Genomic DNA, 15,715 nt, shown 5'->3' with positions numbered 1-15,715 from the left:
CTAAATATTTAGAAGGTAAGGTGCATTGATGATCGTTATATGCTTTTTGCTCATAAAGTTCATGAACAAAAAGAGCAAAAACAGTTACTGTTATATTTTGATTTATAAACACTTTTAAAGGTTTGAATGATTACCGTACGAATAAATAGATAGGATTTTTGCAGCTCTAATAAAGCCCACAATAAAGTAGGCTTAGCTAATTATGATTTAGCAATACAACTAGAAAATCATTTTAGGAACATTTGAGGGGGTTAAGCGTTTCGCACTTACCATAGCAGTTTATTTATATACTATTAATTAACTGCTCAACAATGAATTTGTTAACATCACATTGTCAAAAAAGCCTGAATTTGGTACATTATTCCTTCAATAGTATTTATAAAAACAACTATAAGACCCTACAATGAAATGGAACTTCCTTCGACTCAGCTCTTGGCTAATTGCACTTACCTTATTAATTTTCTCTCATAATATTTTTGCGCAGCAATATAAAATAGATAAACCAGCTAATTGGGTTAATACACATATTATTGAGCAACCCAAACATTCCGACATAACCAAGGTACGTGACGGCACACTTTATTTGTTACTCGATAACCAATCCTATATACCGAGCAGACAAAAACAGCAACGCTATACGCGTTTGGTTATGAAAGCTTTAAATCAAAGTGGTGTTGATTATATAAGCCAGCTTAGTCTTGATTTTGATCCAAGTTACGAGTCGCTAACACTAAATAGCTTAACGATTATCAGAAATAATGAGCACATTGATAAGCTTGATAGCGCGAGAATGACGGTTATACAGAGTGAATCTGAATTAGCTGAGCGTATTTATAATGGTAGCTTATCACTCAATATTATTATTGATGATATGCGCAGTGGCGACATACTCGATTACAGCTACACAGTGACAGGCAGCAACCCTATATATGCTAATAAGTTTAGTACAAGACGCACGCTGAACTGGTCGGTACCCGTAGTGCAACAAAATATGCGTGTACTTTGGGGTAAACAAACACCTCTACATATAAATACAATAAACGGCACAGCAGATATTCAAGAAACGCTTAATAAATATGGCAAAGATTATTCTATAACTCTTTTTGAAGAACCTTTACTGGAGCAGAATTCTCAAACCCCAACGTGGTACGACCCATATACACAAGTTTACTTTTCTGAGTTTGACGATTGGGGTCAGGTAGTTAACTGGGCATATCCGCTTTATCAATCAGCCATAGAAACCCCAAGCAGCATTTTGGATATAGCTAAAAAAATAAAAGCAAAACACACAAAAACATCAGATAAAATTGCAGCAGCACTGCGCTTTAGCCAAGACGAAGTTCGATATTTAGGGCTTGAAATGGGCACTAACTCGCATCAACCAACGTCAGCTTCAGAAACGCTTTCGCTACGATACGGCGATTGCAAAGATAAAACAGTACTGCTTATCTCGTTATTAAAAGCGATGGATATAGAAGCCTTCCCTGCGCTAGTTGATACAGAGGAAACCAAACGTTTAAAAGAACTTCCACCTTCTGCAAGTGTATTTAATCACGTTATTGTTACGCTTAAACAAAACGGAAAACGCTACTGGCTCGATCCTACGGTTAGCTACCAGCGAGGTACTCTCGAATATTTAGCACAGCCTGATTATGGCTATGCCCTAATTATTGATAAAGGTGAAAGCGCTTTAACTTCAATGGCGCAAAAACCTGTACATACAAATGTATCTGTAGAGGATAACTTTTTTATTGCTGAAAAAGTATCTGAGTCATCACGTTTTGAAACCCAGTACACTTATGCTGAATTTGAAGCAATTAACCGAAGAAACAATATAGCCAGCAGTGGTCTAAATAGCGTTGCTAAATCTTACTTCGAGTATTACCAAGGTTTTTTAAATGGCTTATCAATCAATGAAGCAATGGCAATTAGTGAGCAAGAAAAAACGGGGAATCTAATAACCAAAGAATCGTATTTAATTAGTGAATTTTGGGAAAAAACAGACGAAGGCTACGAAGCTAGTTTTTATGCGAGTGAAATACAAAATAGCGTTTACGAACCAAAGCAGGTAAATCGTACCGACCCACTTTACTTTGACTACCCCGATATAATTAACACCACAATAAAACTACATTTTGCAGAAAAAGGTTGGGGATTTGATAGCGATCAAGAAGAAATTGACAACGACTACTTCAATCTAAAAACAACTACTGAATTTAATGATAATGTTTTAACACTGAGCTATAACTATTACGCAAAACAAGATCATATTAAAGCGGATCAAATAGATGATTATTTAGCACAGCGTAAAAAGTTAATATCAGCAACCCATTACCCTATTCTAAAATATGCAAAGGCGAGCGAAACGCCTCAAACAACAGCTGATGTGCTAGATAGCTTTGGTTATAGCTGGCTTAAATATGTGTTGGCTGGCTATATTTTAGTGCTCATATTCTTCTTCGCCGATTGGCGATTAGAGTCAGCAAAAAAAGTTAAATTTGAAGATAGTCCATTTTATGCTGTATCTGTAAGTAAGTTTATTATTTACAGTATTTTAAGTTTAGGCATATTTGTTAACTACTGGAGTTATCGTAACTTTAAGGCCATTAAAGAGCGCGATAACTCAAGTATTATGCCTATTGCTCGAGGTATATTTGCATTTTTATGGTATTACCCTTTGTATCTCGCACTTGCACAGCACAGCCAACAACAGTTAAACAAAAATAGAGTAATGCCTAACTGGACTGCCTTAACACTCTGGCTAATGGTACTTGCCAGCGCCTTTGCTTATCGTATGGACGAATACGCAACCATAGTGATTTGTATAATGCCATTTTTATGGTTGCCCCTAGTTAGTTACATTGAGCAAACCGATATAAGTAAAGAAGCCCTACATTACAACTCATACTGGCGAATTAGACAGTATTTAATCTCGCTTGCGTTTGCACCTCTATTATTTTTAGGCGTACTTCAAGAAGTAAATATTTTACCCAATGCTGCAATTATAAAAGGCGATAGTTTATGGCCTTACCAAGTACACTTTTTAAAACGTAATCGCCTAACACCTGAAAACGAAGAAATACTTTATTTTTATAGCGATGCAATGTTTGATTACCGAGAAGACGGTAACGGAATAACCGAGAACTATATTTTTAGTTACTACAAAAACGATGACGGTAAGCTTGAATCAGATCTTAGTCACTTTAAAGACATAGAAAAAATAGAAACCACATACGGTAAAACCAAACTTGATAACACAAGCATTAAAGTAATAAAAACTGACGGTAGTGATTTCTTGCTCATTGTAGGGCGTCTAAACAAGCAGGATAAAGTACTAGTAGAGCAGATTAATTTACGTATAACAGCAAATAAAGTGCGTTAGTGGCTTAAAATATCCAGTTAAGTACGAATATTTTTAGCCATAAATTAAAGGCTGTTGATCTTTAGGGGCTAAGGTTTTACAAGCAATGCTTTTATAATAAAAATCCATATCAAATTATTTAATAAGTATTAAGCATCTATTTTTTATTCTTAATTGTTCAACCAAAGTAAGTATTTTTATTAAATGTCAGTGCTAACTAGCCGATTTATATATGAATAAAAAACAAACTCACCAATAATAAGAATTATTTGCATTTAGATATTGACAGATAGTTAGATCTAACTGATAATCAATATCAACAAGACGGATTGCATACCACTTGTTAAGGAATGAATTGATTTGTTTCTCGACCCTGAAACAACGTGTGGCGCACGTAAACAGCTATGGTTACTTGTTATGAACCGCAACGCCCCTTGATGTTGATGATGAGTAACCGCCCTACTATTTTACTTGCTACATTGCTCATATCGGTGACGGTAGATATGAAACTAAAAAAGCCCTTACGGGCTTTTTTTATGTCTGTAATTTAGTTGGTTAAATTAAACTAAATCAATTAACGACGGTTTTTACGTGCGCGTGCTCGGCGTTGTTTTTTCTCTTCTTCTTTAGCTGCCTTTTTAGCTTCTGCTGCAGCGCGTAAACCAGCAACCATTACTTCTTCTTCCTCACGCATTTGCGGAGTTTCCATAGTAATACGGCCAATGATACCGTCGCGTAATTCGTTGATTAGTATTTCAGACATTTTATATGTGTCTATTTGATTACCACCACGAATACAGCCGCGTTTTTTCCCCGCCATTTCAACAAATTCCCAATCACTTTGTGGTAATTCATCTATTTTATAACGCGCTTTTAATAACTCAGGGTATGCACGCAATAGGTACTCAGCTGTGTAACTTGCTACTTCTTCATACTCAAGTGCTGTATCACGAATGGCACCGGTGGCGCCTAAGCGATAACCTGAGTTTTCGTTTTCTACTTTTGGCCACAACATACCTGGCGTATCGTAAAGCATAATACCGTCTTCAAGCTTAATGCGTTGTTGCGCTTTAGTAACAGCAGGCTCATTACCTGTTTTTGCAACTATACGCCCAGCCAATACATTAATTAACGTAGATTTACCCACGTTAGGAATACCCATGATCATGGCTTTAATTTGCTTATCTGCACCCACTTTATGCGGCACTAGCTTTTTACAAAGCTCATTAATACGGTGTACTTCAGCTGCTTTATCATGCCCAAAAGAAATCGCTTTAACACCGTTTTCTTGCTCAAAATAATCTTTCCAGATTTGAGTCATTTTAGGATCAGCTAAATCAGCTTTGTTCAAAATTTTGATGACCGGCTTACCTTCACGCAAGGTTGCCACCATCGGGTTTTCACTACTGTAGGGAATGCGCGCATCAAGCACTTCAATGATCACATCCATTTGTGGCATTATTTCTTTAATTTCATTGCGGGCTTTATTCATGTGCCCAGGGAACCACTGGATAGCCATTTTTAACTCCTAACGTATAATTAACCGCTATTTTAACTGGCAATTCATTTAATTGCGCTATACTGGCGCAAATTTTTTCAGATTAGTTGTTATGGCTCTTAAATCCACCATTATGAAAGTGCAGTTATCGCTTAGCGATATGGACCGCCACGTTTATCAAGATTTTAATTTAACCTTGGCTCAACACCCATCAGAAACCGACCAACGGTTGATGATTCGCTTACTCGCTTTTGCGCTAAATAGCTGTGATGGTTTAGAATTTACTAAAGGATTAAGTGCTGATGATGAGCCTGAACTTTGGCATGTAAGCTATAGTGAAGAAATAGAACTATGGGTTGAACTTGGCTTACCAGATGAGAAACGCCTTAAAAAAGCCTGTAATAAATCTAAAAAAGTGGTGCTGTATACTTATGGTGAAAACAATCAAGCAATTTGGTGGCAAAAACATCAACCTAAATTATATGAATTTAAAAATCTAAGTATTTTTAGCCTTGATTACGCAGCAACACAAGCACTTGCTGCTTTGGTTGATCGTGGAATTAAGCTCGCCATTACCATTCAAGATGGTGAAGTATGGGTAAATACCGATACAACCAATATTGAAATAAAACCGCTAAAGTTAATGTAATTACGGTAGTTATACCAATTGCATTAAATTAGTTATGTATTATAGCGACAAATAAATAAGTCGATAACAAGGCGAAAATTATGACATATAGTTGTTTTATATAAATAATTTTTAACGCAGGTAGCGGATTATTTAATACGCTAGGATGATCATGTTTTTAATAAAATTGGTATTAGGGAGCATATGAAAGTTAAACACGTTATTGTTTTACATGGCTTGTATATGTCTGGCTTTGTTATGCGCCCACTTTGTTCACGACTTGAAGAATCGGGTATGACGGTATTAAACATTACCTATAATACGCTCGACCCTCACCGCGATACCATATTTGCACAAATTGATGAGTGTATTTCTAACGAACCTGCAGCGCTTGTATGCCACTCAATGGGAGGGCTTATTGCACGTGCTTACCTAGAGGCAAACTCTCCTGCTAGCCAGAATATTACGAAGGTAATTACACTGGGTACTCCACATAAAGGCAGCCATATAGCGCAAAAAATGAAGCAAAAAGGGTTTGAATCATTTTTAAAAAATAGTGTTGAGTTTTTGCTTACTAAAAATGGTAATTGGCCTTTTAAAGCTAAGCTTTATAGTATCGCAGGCGATTTACCTATTGGGCTTATGCCTTTAATAGTCAAAGGTAGCAAATCAGATGGCACCGTATTACTAGATGAAACCAAACTTAAAGGTATGGCCGAACACAAAGTGTTTCATTTAAGCCATACCAGTATGATTTACTCGCGCCAAGTACTCGATTACATTTTAAAGTGCTTAAACGAGAAAGATTAATCCTCAGCATTGGCTGCTATTTTATAACTAATTAAAAATATCACAGCCAGTATCAGCGGAATGGGCGCCGCAATGTAACCAAAAAAATCTGAGTTCGCAAAGCTTGCTCCTGCTAAGTGCGCGACTAGCCCAAGCACAAATGCGATGACTGCAATTCCTACCACGATTAACTCTGCTTTATTTTGTTTCGCTGTTTTTGCATGCATGTTATCTCTCCTAATTATTTCAACAACATTATTATGCGCCGTTAGGGTGGATGATTTTTGACCTACATCAATAAAAAAATAGCTAAGTTATTACCTTGAATAAAGTTTGTTTTAGATCATGATTTATATACTTCTGGGTTTTATTTATTTTTGAGGGGTAGTATTTTTATTAATCAGTCCCATTTCTATTAATAGTCTAAAGTGAATACAGGTATCAAAAACAGCTAATAGGTTAAAACTATTAACTAGATACATTTAAACGATTTTACTAATTTATCGAAATTAGTAATACTTATCACAAGTTCACAAACAAACGGTTATTCAGGAGCAAGTTATGTCACATGTAAACGCAATTGGTCTAAACAGCGCAAAAAGCGAAGACATCATAAAGTCACTCAATACATTATTGAGTAGCTACCAGATTCAATACATGAATGCGCGTGGTTTTCACTGGAATATTAAAGGCCGTAACTTTTTTGAACTACACGTTAAGTTTGAAGAAATTTATAACTTGCTACTTCTAAAAGTAGACGAAGTTGCAGAACGTATTTTAACGTTAGATGGCGCACCACTACATGCATTTTCTGATTACCTTGAAGTAAGTAAAATTAAAGAAGCTAAAGGTATTAGTGATGGTGTTACAGCCGTAGAAAACCTACTTGCTGGTTACAGTACATTAATTCACATGCAGCGTGATATTTTAAGCCAAGCTGGTGATGCAGACGATGAAGGTACAGCCTCACTAATGAGCGATTACATCTCAGAGCAAGAGAAACTGGTTTGGATGCTAAAGGCTTACTTAGACTAAACCAGCAAAAAAAAGCCCTCAATGAAGAGGGCCACAAATAGGGATAAATCGTTAAATAATCAAGCGATTCGGTTACTATATTAGCCTCCTCCCAATACTAAACAACGCCCCTGTTACCAGTGGCGTTGTTTTTGGTTTAAGTGGGTAGAATGCTCATATATTGGGATAAACAATGTATAAGCATTACTACTACATTATTTTTCCCCATGAAAAAGCCCCAGCAATACTGAGGCTTTGTGAACGTTACGAATTAAGTAACTATATTAGTGTCGTTATTGTTGGTTAGAATTTACTTCTAAAACCTATGTAGAATGATTGACCAATTGGGTCATACGTACCTGCATCTGTTTCAGTACCAGTACTTGAACCGCTCACACCCGATAAAATGCGTGGTGGCTCTTTATCAAATAAGTTACTCGCACCAGCGTAAAGCTCTGTTGAATCGCTGATATGGTAACTTGCTTGAACATCATGATATGTCACTGAACCAATCCCTACTCCACCTGGAGCAATACCAAAACCACTTAAGAATTGATCATCAAAGTCTGCAGCGCCAATGTAAGTTAAGCTCCAGTTAAAATCAAAGTCGTTAAGTTTATAACCAAAGTTCCAGTTAGCTTTATGCTCTGATGCACCAATTTCTCCAGCAAACTCATCTTTATCAGCGCCTGGAAGTGGGATGCTATAACCATCAATTAGGTAAGTATAAGCAAGGCGAGTTCTAAACGCACCTGGGCCAATATCAGTAGAGTACGTTAGTGTTAAATCAACACCTTCTGTACCTAAACCACCACTGTTAGATACACCACTGTCAATAAACTCTAGTGAACCAGCACTATTATTACCTGATGGCGCACTACGACGAGTTACAAAGTCACAAAAGCTTGTATCGCCACCACCATAACATTGGTCAAGAATAAACTGACGAGGTGTTGATACGATTGCATCTGTAATTTCGATATCAAAGTAATCAAGCGTAATGTCTAGGCCTGATATTAGATTTTCTGGTGTAAATACTAAACCTACTGTTACAGAGTCACCAACTTCTTCTTTTAAATCTTGGTTGCCACGGTTAAAACCACTAATACCTTGTAAGTCAGACTGGTTAAGCGTGAACTCGCCATTTGAGGCGATATTAGTTGTAACACCAACATCTGTACGACAAGCATCACCTGCAGCACCACCGCCACTATTAGTAACACCTAAACATGGATCGTTTAAACCACTTGGGAAAGTTTGTGAAGGTGGAGAAAATAGTTCATCGATATTTGGAGCACGTGTTGAACGTGCACGGGTAGCACGTAAACGTAAGCTATCCATTACTTCCCAGTCTATACCCACGTTCCAACTTTCAGTATTGCCTACTGTTGAGTAGTCAGACAAACGAACTGCTGCATTCATTGTTACAGAATCAAGCACGGGGATGTTTGCTTCTACATAATATTCAGTTACATCAAACGAGCCTTCTGTTGCTGGAATTGCATTACCCGCATTAAGGCCAGCTTGCTGTAGAGCATCAAATTCACTACGTGAGAACTCTTCACGGTATTCAAAACCAGCAGCGATACCTACCGTACCTGCCGGTAAATCAAATAAATCACCTGAAATATTACCACCAATGATTTCTTGCTCAACCGACGTTGAAAGTGAGCTAGGTGCACTTACAAAATCAATAGCACCTTGCGATAGCGAATTGAAACCGTAAATGTCTACCGGCGCACAGTTAAAGCCACGTGCTGTCGCATCGATACAAATAGCCTCATCAGTAATACCATCACCATCTAAATCTTGGCTATCGATAACAGCCTCTAAACCTTGACGAAAGCTTTGTACGTTAACTAAACCACCAGAAACTTGCTGCTCTTTTGTTTTACCGTATACATAGTAAGTATCGTAGAACCAACCATCTGCTATTTCACCTTGAAAGCCTAGTGCTAAACGGAATGTATCACGCTCAGCTCGTGCTCCACGGTTACCGATATCACTTAAGCGCTTTGCAAAAAAGATATCACGCATACCATCACCATCGGTGTCGGTTGCTGCGTTATATATATCATCAGGTACAAATGCGTTACGCAATATTTCACCGTTTACATTAAATTCAATTGGTACTTGGCCATTTGCATAGATGTCGTCAGAGGCAAAAGGAAATGGCTCTAATTCAGAAACGGTTGTTGTTGCAGCGTAAGTACCTTCATAAAAAAAGCTATGCTTGTCGCTTAGCTCGTAGCTACCATTTGAGGCAAATAAGTAACGTTCTGTAGGTATCGCTATCGTACGTACGCCACTTCGGTTAAAACCATTTGCAGCTACGCCATCGCCACCGTTAGTACTAAACGAGTTTTGTAGGGTGTTTGCATCATTAAACGTAAATGTTTCATCCCCAGCGCTAAAGCGACCCTGTGGCGGAAATGAAGATAAAAATGGGCTTACAGCATCAAATACAGAACCTGGGTTTGCTACTGGATCATCTTCAAAGAAGATACCTGAAAATTGGTCTACTGCCGAGCGGTCACGGTCACGTGAAAAAACAGCACCTTGATCAGAATACCCAAGATGGAACATCGCGTGCCCTTTCCCATCTGAGCTTGATAAGCCCGAGGTAAAGTTGAATTGACGTGATTCATCATCGCCTTCGCTTGATTCACCATATTGGCCTTCGAATTCAATACCTTCAAAATCATCTTTTAGTACAAAGTTAACTACACCAGCAACAGCGTCAGAACCATAAACAGATGAAGCACCACCTGTCATAATTTCAACACGTTCGATGAATTGACTCGGAATAGTATTTAAATCGACAGCAGAGCTACCTGGTACACCTGATACATAACGACGACCATTCACTAAAACCAATGTGCGGTTAGAGCCTAAATTACGTAAATCAACAGTAGCAACACCCGCACTTGCGGTATTAAAGTTTGAGTTAGTACGGCTAATAGCTGGTGTACCAAATGCAGGGTTCTCTAATAATAAGTCTTGAATATTTAACGACCCTGATGCATCGATAGCAGCACTATCTACAACTTGAATAGGAGCCGATGACATTGCCTCAGCTGAACGAATTCGAGATCCTGTAACTTGTACGCGTTCTATTTTAGTTATTTCGTCATCTTCTGCTGCAACACCTTGAAATGAAAAGCTTGCAAGTATCGCGCTGCTTAGCGCAACTGTTAACGACGATTTTTTAAATAATCGCGCGCTACCTTTGTTAGTTAATGTCATATAATTCCCCTGAATTGTTATTTTTGTAACTAAATGGTTACTTCGCGGATTACAGTAAGGGGATTTATTTAAACACTCTACGGGCATTATTTATGAGGCGTAGTCTTTGGTACGAATAGCAGCTTTTATGGGATGAATCAGTACGTCACAATTATTTTATAAATATATTGTACTTTTCATAACAGTTTTTCCGCTAAGCACGGTCTTTATTATTATATACAGCAAGAGATATAAAATAATGATCGCTTCTTTTCATGCATTAACTTTTGTTAGTAACACTAAGTTTGCAACATTTTTAACAAAGCGTGTGCAAGATCACCGACACTTTGAATCTCAATCTTTTCTTCAAACAAATAGGTTAGATCAAATAGACACAGATCAATACAACGTACTGTTTTACGAACTAACCAACCTAGCTGACCCTATGCAAATAGTGCATTTAACTGAGCTTGCTAAAAAGCTGAAGTTAGTCATTATTGCTCAATCGGGACATTTTGCGAGTTTTGCCTTTGAAGTTGGCGCTGTAGATTTTTTAATATTAGATTCAACTGCATCACGTATTGATAAATGCTTTGATAAGCTGATTCACCTTTGCCCGATTGCAAGTGCGGCCGAACGCCAATACCAGCAAAGCACACAAGCTGAAAAGCCATCATCACACATTGTGGTTAAAGATGTAGGTAAGGTAAGGCTAATTGATATAAATGATATTATTTGGATTAATGGCGCGGGCAACTATGTAGAGCTGCATTTTACCCAAGGTAATACGCCGGTACTACATCGCGAAACCATGAAAAATATTGAACAACAACTAGAACCTGAAGGATTTGTTCGCATTCATCGCTCTACGCTGGTAAGAAAACAAGCTATTTGCGAACTGATGCCTACTGACAGTGGCGATTATAGAGTAAGACTGAAAAACGATATGTGTTTAAACCTTTCACGGCGCTATAAAGGGTGTTTAGAGAGTATTATAAGCCCTCTTCAATAGCGGTTTATAATACTCATATTAATTACCAGTTCTGTTTTATATAACTGTCATTTGGGTGCACTAATAAATAGCTTTCGGTATCTTTATAAAAATTAACTTCTACATCGCTATTTTTCCATACTTTTTCAAACATATTTTTAGCTATGATATTAATGTTTATATAATCAACTCGTTGATAGCCACGTTCTTTTACACCGGCAAAATAGGCCTCTAATGAATCGAGGCCATCCAAAGTTAACAGCTCAAACTCTTTTAAATTAACAACCACAAACTTAATCGTATTTTCAGGGTGAGTGCTCAACTCCTGAACAACTCCATTAGTTAACAGCGTAATGCCTTCATTATTAAAGCTCCCTTTCAATTCTAAATACATCTGAGGGGGCTGTGAACAAATTTGAAATTCACCATGTGCACCAAACATATATCGCCTTACATATATCAACTTCTATATATAGGATAATACAATTTTCCGATTTTGCAGTTAATTTAATAAAGCAATAAAAAAGGCCATTTCGAGTGCTTTTTCCTCTAAACTTTTAAAGCGACCTGATGCACCGCCGTGCCCTGCATCCATATCGGTTTTAAATACTAAAATATTACTATCAGTCTTAAGTTCACGCATTTTTGCAACCCACTTCATAGGCTCCCAATACTGCACTTGTGAGTCATGAAGACCGGTAGTAACGAGTATGTTCGGATAGTTTTGGGCGCGAATATTGTCATACGGCGAGTAAGCTTCAATTACATCATAAAACTGAGGCTCATTTGGATTACCCCATTCATCATATTCATTTGTTGTGAGCGGAATACTTTCATCAAGCATCGTGGTTAATACGTCTAAAAATGGTACATGACAGCCAACACCGCAATATAACTCTGGTGCTTGGTTTACAACCGCCCCCATTAATAAACCACCAGCACTGCCGCCTGAGGCAAACACCTTGCTGCTATCACAATAGCCTTGTGCAACAAGCGCTTTTGTCACATCAATAAAGTCACTAAAGCTATTTTGTTTATGCTCTTTTTTACCTTGCTCGTACCACTCGCGGCCTAGCATTTCAGAGCCTCGAACATGTGCTATTACATAAACAAAACCACGATCGAGCAAGCTCAGCGATGAACTTGAAAAACTTGGATCAATCGTATAGCCATACGCACCATAACCGTATTGAAATAACGGATTTGAGCCATCTTTTTTAAAGCTGTCTTTTCGATAAACAACTGATACGGGTACTTTAACTCCGTCGCGAGCAGTTACCATTAATCGCTCAGACTGATAGTCATCCGCATTAAAACTACCGAGTACTTTTTGCTGTTTAAGTAGTGTTTTTTCGCCAGTTGCTAAATCAACATCATATAAAGAGCCTGGTGTTGTTAAACTTGAGTAATAAATACGCGCAGTGCGTGTGTCTGGCTCTGGGTTCATTGCTATTGCAGCATAATAACAAGGATCGGCAAACTCAAGTGCCATACGATCCCCTTGCCTATTAACAACTACAAATCGAGCTTGCCCTTGCTCGCGTTCACTCAATACTAAAAAGTTATTAAATAACTCTACACCTTCAAGCAGTACATTTTCTCTGTGAGCTGTATGTTCAACCCATTGTGTTTTATCAGCAATTGTTTCGTTTGTTGCCGTCATTAATCTAAAGTTTTTAGCTTGCCAGTTAGTCACAATATAAAATGTGTCACCTAGCTTATCTACGTCAAACTCGTGGCCATCTTCACGCGGCATTAATGCTTTAAATTCGCCAGTGGGCTTATTAGCATCAAGCACCCATGTATCATTGGTCTCTGTCGATGCTAAATCAATAATAATTAAGCTTTCATCGCGGCTTTTACCAAGTCCCATAAAAAAGCTGCTGTCTTGCTCTTCGTAGACCATTACGTCTTGGCTTTGCTCGCTGCCAAGCTCATGCCTAAATACTTGGTATCCTAATAGCGTTTTTAAATCTTTTTTTACATAAAAAACAGTTTTATTGTCGTTAGCCCAAACAACTTGTCCTTCTGTATTTTCAAGTACATCAGGTAGCATTTCACCGGTCGCTAAGCTTTTAAAGCGAACATTATAAATACGACGACCTTCAGTATCTTCAGAGTAAGCCATAAGCTGCTCGCATGGACTTAGTGCGACTTCGCCCAGCTCAAAAAACTCAAATCCTTCAGCTAAGACATTCACATCGAGTAAAAGCTCTTTATTATCGGCCTTTATGCTCGTACTTCTATAATGACGCGAGTATTCATCATCACCACGAACTTCTGAGTGATACCAGTATTTCCCGTCTTTAACGGGTACCGAATTATCATCTTTTACAATGCGTGCTTTTAACTCTTCAAAAAGTGTATTTTGTAGTGGCTTCATAGCAGCTAACTGTTCATCGCAGTACGCATTTTCAGCATGTAAATGCGCAAGTACTTGCTCATCCTGGCGATCGTCATCACGCATCCAATAGTAATTATCGGTACGTATCTTATTATGAGTACTTAATGTATGGGCTTGCTGTTTAGCAATCGGGAAATTAGGTAATAAACTTAAAGAGTAGACAGGACGAGACACAACAAAACCAATTAAAAAAATAATGTGATTTGCAGTTTATCATAAAAATAAAAAAGCCCATCCAATAGTTGGATGGGCTAAAACGGTAAACGCTTCATTACTAAAACCGCTATACCTTTGGGAAGATAATTTAAGCTTTATATTTGCTGCCAAGCCATAGCCCAGCTTTGCCCTACACCGGGCTCGAACATAGACTTATTATCGTCATTCGTGCGGCAAAACTCATTAAATGGCCAAGGCCTGCATTGATATACATGCCCAGTTTTTGGCTGCAATACCTTTGTACCCGCATTATAGTTTTCACAATTTTCAGGGTACACGTAATCATAAGTATCAAGGTTCTTAACAACACGCTCATCGCATTTTGCAATACAATGAAAGTCGACGTGTGCTTTACATATACCACTGCTTTGCAAAGCAAAAATTTCATTATTTCTATAGGCTACAATTAAACCCTGTTCGGTCATTTTACCTGCGCTAACCAGAGGAACATGCACATTAATATGCTCGGCAACTAAACGTGGCCATGCGTGGGGCTCACCTTGCTCAAGCGAGGTGATCTTGTAATCAAATGATAAACTAACCAGCTCTCCTTGCATGTCGTAAAAGGTTACACTCACCACATCACCAATAAATAATTGGGTATGATGATTTAAGCAACCTATTGTTGACCACTTTCCACAGGCCAACGACGTATGCATAAACACGGCAACACCTTAAGAGTTACAAAATCTTATCCATACACTATGGATACACAAAAAATACACTGAGGGCAAGTGATACATAACAACACGTTATGCAGTAGTCCCGCTACCATAGCTTTATAAAAAGCCTTAGACCGGAAACTTTGCGCCCTAATCTTTCGATTAGTTTGCCAGCAATGCGGCGATTATAATTCGGCCCCGCATAACAATCAAACAAAAGAATGTAACCAAAAACAAAAACCAACCCTTTAAGGTTGGTTTAATATATTTTTAACTAAATAAATAAGTTAAAGGTTCTTTCGCCCACGTAAATATCAGCAACACCAATAAAGATATAAATATTAGCCACGCTGGCCAAGACGCTTTTGTTACTTTAACCTCAGAGTCATCTGCTTTTAACTCTTTTGAGCCTGTGATCATCGCCTTAACTAGCGGCTTACCTTTTATTCTATAAACAATAATAGCTAATACATGTAAGCCAATAGCATAAAGTAAAATGTCAAAATTCAGCTCATGTAGCCAATTGGCAAAATCAATCGTATCGCTAGACACATATTGAGCAAGCGGCCCGTCAGTTAAAATACCATCACTGCTCATTAAGCCACTTGCAAGTTGCGTTATGATCAATATAAAAAACACTATCACCATACAGCTACCGGGTGCTGAATGGCCTAACGATTCGCTTGGTGTTTTTAGCGCCTTTAAAATAGCTCTAGGAGAATGCAGTAACCCACTTAATCTCGCGGTTTTACTACCAATAACACCCCAAATTAAACGTGTTACTATAAGTGCTAAAGTAAAAAAGCCAGCAACAAAATGAAGCTCAATCATGCCCTCTTCAATACTAAAATAAAGCACTGCAATACTTACAACCAAAAACCAATGAAAGCATCTAATAAACCCATCCCACACTTTTAACGTCGTCAT

12 protein-coding genes and 1 riboswitch are annotated in these 15,715 nt (G+C 38.0%); of the genes, 5 read left to right on the top strand and 7 right to left on the bottom strand.

Annotated elements, in window-relative coordinates; all coding sequences use genetic code 11:
• The first annotated feature begins 403 nt into the window (after positions 1 to 403).
• On the top strand, positions 404 to 3,382 hold the full coding sequence (locus tag H5159_RS13195) for a DUF3857 domain-containing transglutaminase family protein (RefSeq protein WP_182780416.1): 2,979 nt from the start codon (positions 404 to 406) through the stop codon (positions 3,380 to 3,382).
• Between the two features lie 553 nt (positions 3,383 to 3,935).
• On the opposite strand, the gene ylqF is transcribed toward H5159_RS13195, so the two are convergent.
• Positions 3,936 to 4,880 (bottom strand): ribosome biogenesis GTPase YlqF, encoded by a 945-nt coding sequence (ylqF, locus tag H5159_RS13190; protein WP_004334981.1) that lies wholly within the window; start codon positions 4,878 to 4,880, stop codon positions 3,936 to 3,938.
• A gap of 91 nt (positions 4,881 to 4,971) precedes the next feature.
• Here ylqF and H5159_RS13185 point away from each other — a divergent pair, with 91 nt between their 5' ends.
• Both H5159_RS13185 and H5159_RS13180 read left to right on the top strand, forming a co-directional pair.
• A complete protein-coding gene (locus H5159_RS13185) occupies positions 4,972 to 5,508 on the top strand; it encodes a YaeQ family protein (protein ID WP_182725042.1) in 537 nt (178 codons plus the stop codon).
• A 183-nt stretch (positions 5,509 to 5,691) separates the two neighbouring features.
• Entirely contained in the window at positions 5,692 to 6,297 is a 606-nt protein-coding gene (locus H5159_RS13180) for an alpha/beta fold hydrolase (RefSeq protein ID WP_149601930.1), read from the top strand.
• On the opposite strand, the gene H5159_RS13175 is transcribed toward H5159_RS13180, so the two are convergent.
• Positions 6,294 to 6,503: a hypothetical protein gene (locus H5159_RS13175; RefSeq protein ID WP_024597139.1), complete on the bottom strand. Its 210-nt coding sequence runs from the start codon at positions 6,501 to 6,503 to the stop codon at positions 6,294 to 6,296. The two genes, H5159_RS13180 and H5159_RS13175, sit on opposite strands and share 4 nt — an antisense overlap.
• Before the next feature lie 334 nt (positions 6,504 to 6,837).
• On the opposite strand from H5159_RS13175, the gene H5159_RS13170 reads away from it, so the two are divergent.
• Positions 6,838 to 7,311 (top strand): Dps family protein, encoded by a 474-nt coding sequence (locus tag H5159_RS13170; protein ID WP_004334993.1) that lies wholly within the window; start codon positions 6,838 to 6,840, stop codon positions 7,309 to 7,311.
• Between the two features lie 282 nt (positions 7,312 to 7,593).
• On the opposite strand, the gene H5159_RS13165 is transcribed toward H5159_RS13170, so the two are convergent.
• The gene (locus H5159_RS13165; RefSeq protein ID WP_182716496.1) at positions 7,594 to 10,536 is read right to left on the bottom strand and encodes a TonB-dependent receptor domain-containing protein; all 2,943 of its coding nucleotides are present in this window, start codon (positions 10,534 to 10,536) and stop codon (positions 7,594 to 7,596) included.
• Between the two features lie 238 nt (positions 10,537 to 10,774).
• Here H5159_RS13165 and H5159_RS13160 point away from each other — a divergent pair, with 238 nt between their 5' ends.
• Positions 10,775 to 11,527 carry a LytTR family DNA-binding domain-containing protein gene (locus tag H5159_RS13160; RefSeq protein ID WP_024597141.1) on the top strand — a complete coding sequence of 251 codons (753 nt, stop codon included), beginning with the start codon at positions 10,775 to 10,777 and terminating at the stop codon, positions 11,525 to 11,527.
• Between the two features lie 22 nt (positions 11,528 to 11,549).
• On the opposite strand, the gene H5159_RS13155 is transcribed toward H5159_RS13160, so the two are convergent.
• The 4 genes from H5159_RS13155 to H5159_RS13140 form a co-directional block, all read right to left on the bottom strand.
• Entirely contained in the window at positions 11,550 to 11,948 is a 399-nt protein-coding gene (locus tag H5159_RS13155; RefSeq protein ID WP_024597142.1) for a hypothetical protein, read from the bottom strand.
• 60 nt (positions 11,949 to 12,008) lie between these two features.
• Positions 12,009 to 14,084, bottom strand: a complete 2,076-nt coding sequence (locus H5159_RS13150; RefSeq protein WP_182780415.1) for a S9 family peptidase — start codon at positions 14,082 to 14,084, stop codon at positions 12,009 to 12,011.
• 137 nt (positions 14,085 to 14,221) lie between these two features.
• On the bottom strand, positions 14,222 to 14,785 hold the full coding sequence (locus H5159_RS13145) for a hypothetical protein (protein WP_024597144.1): 564 nt from the start codon (positions 14,783 to 14,785) through the stop codon (positions 14,222 to 14,224).
• Between the two features lie 96 nt (positions 14,786 to 14,881).
• Positions 14,882 to 14,970, bottom strand: a riboswitch (cyclic di-GMP riboswitch).
• Positions 14,971 to 15,058: 88 nt separating this feature from the next.
• Positions 15,059 to 15,715 carry a cytochrome b/b6 domain-containing protein gene (locus tag H5159_RS13140; RefSeq protein ID WP_182780414.1) on the bottom strand — a complete coding sequence of 219 codons (657 nt, stop codon included), beginning with the start codon at positions 15,713 to 15,715 and terminating at the stop codon, positions 15,059 to 15,061.

It is taken from the genome of Pseudoalteromonas sp. SG43-1 (assembly GCF_014164415.1).
Lineage (GTDB): Bacteria > Pseudomonadota > Gammaproteobacteria > Enterobacterales > Alteromonadaceae > Pseudoalteromonas > Pseudoalteromonas distincta.
The sequence above is the reverse complement of the archived record's forward strand: the minus strand, read 5'-3'. Positions and strand labels throughout refer to the sequence as shown.

Excerpts from the sequence above, each read along its gene's own strand:
- H5159_RS13195 (WP_182780416.1), top strand. The coding sequence starts at position 404 with ATGAAATGGAACTTCCTTCGACTCAGCTCTTGGCTAATTGCACTTACC.
- ylqF (WP_004334981.1), bottom strand. The coding sequence starts at position 4,880 with ATGGCTATCCAGTGGTTCCCTGGGCACATGAATAAAGCCCGCAATGAA.
- H5159_RS13185 (WP_182725042.1), top strand. The coding sequence starts at position 4,972 with ATGGCTCTTAAATCCACCATTATGAAAGTGCAGTTATCGCTTAGCGAT.
- H5159_RS13180 (WP_149601930.1), top strand. The coding sequence starts at position 5,692 with ATGAAAGTTAAACACGTTATTGTTTTACATGGCTTGTATATGTCTGGC.
- H5159_RS13175 (WP_024597139.1), bottom strand. The coding sequence starts at position 6,503 with ATGCATGCAAAAACAGCGAAACAAAATAAAGCAGAGTTAATCGTGGTA.
- H5159_RS13170 (WP_004334993.1), top strand. The coding sequence starts at position 6,838 with ATGTCACATGTAAACGCAATTGGTCTAAACAGCGCAAAAAGCGAAGAC.
- H5159_RS13165 (WP_182716496.1), bottom strand. The coding sequence starts at position 10,536 with ATGACATTAACTAACAAAGGTAGCGCGCGATTATTTAAAAAATCGTCG.
- H5159_RS13160 (WP_024597141.1), top strand. The coding sequence starts at position 10,775 with ATGATCGCTTCTTTTCATGCATTAACTTTTGTTAGTAACACTAAGTTT.
- H5159_RS13155 (WP_024597142.1), bottom strand. The coding sequence starts at position 11,948 with ATGTTTGGTGCACATGGTGAATTTCAAATTTGTTCACAGCCCCCTCAG.
- H5159_RS13145 (WP_024597144.1), bottom strand. The coding sequence starts at position 14,785 with ATGCATACGTCGTTGGCCTGTGGAAAGTGGTCAACAATAGGTTGCTTA.
- H5159_RS13140 (WP_182780414.1), bottom strand. The coding sequence starts at position 15,715 with ATGACGACGTTAAAAGTGTGGGATGGGTTTATTAGATGCTTTCATTGG.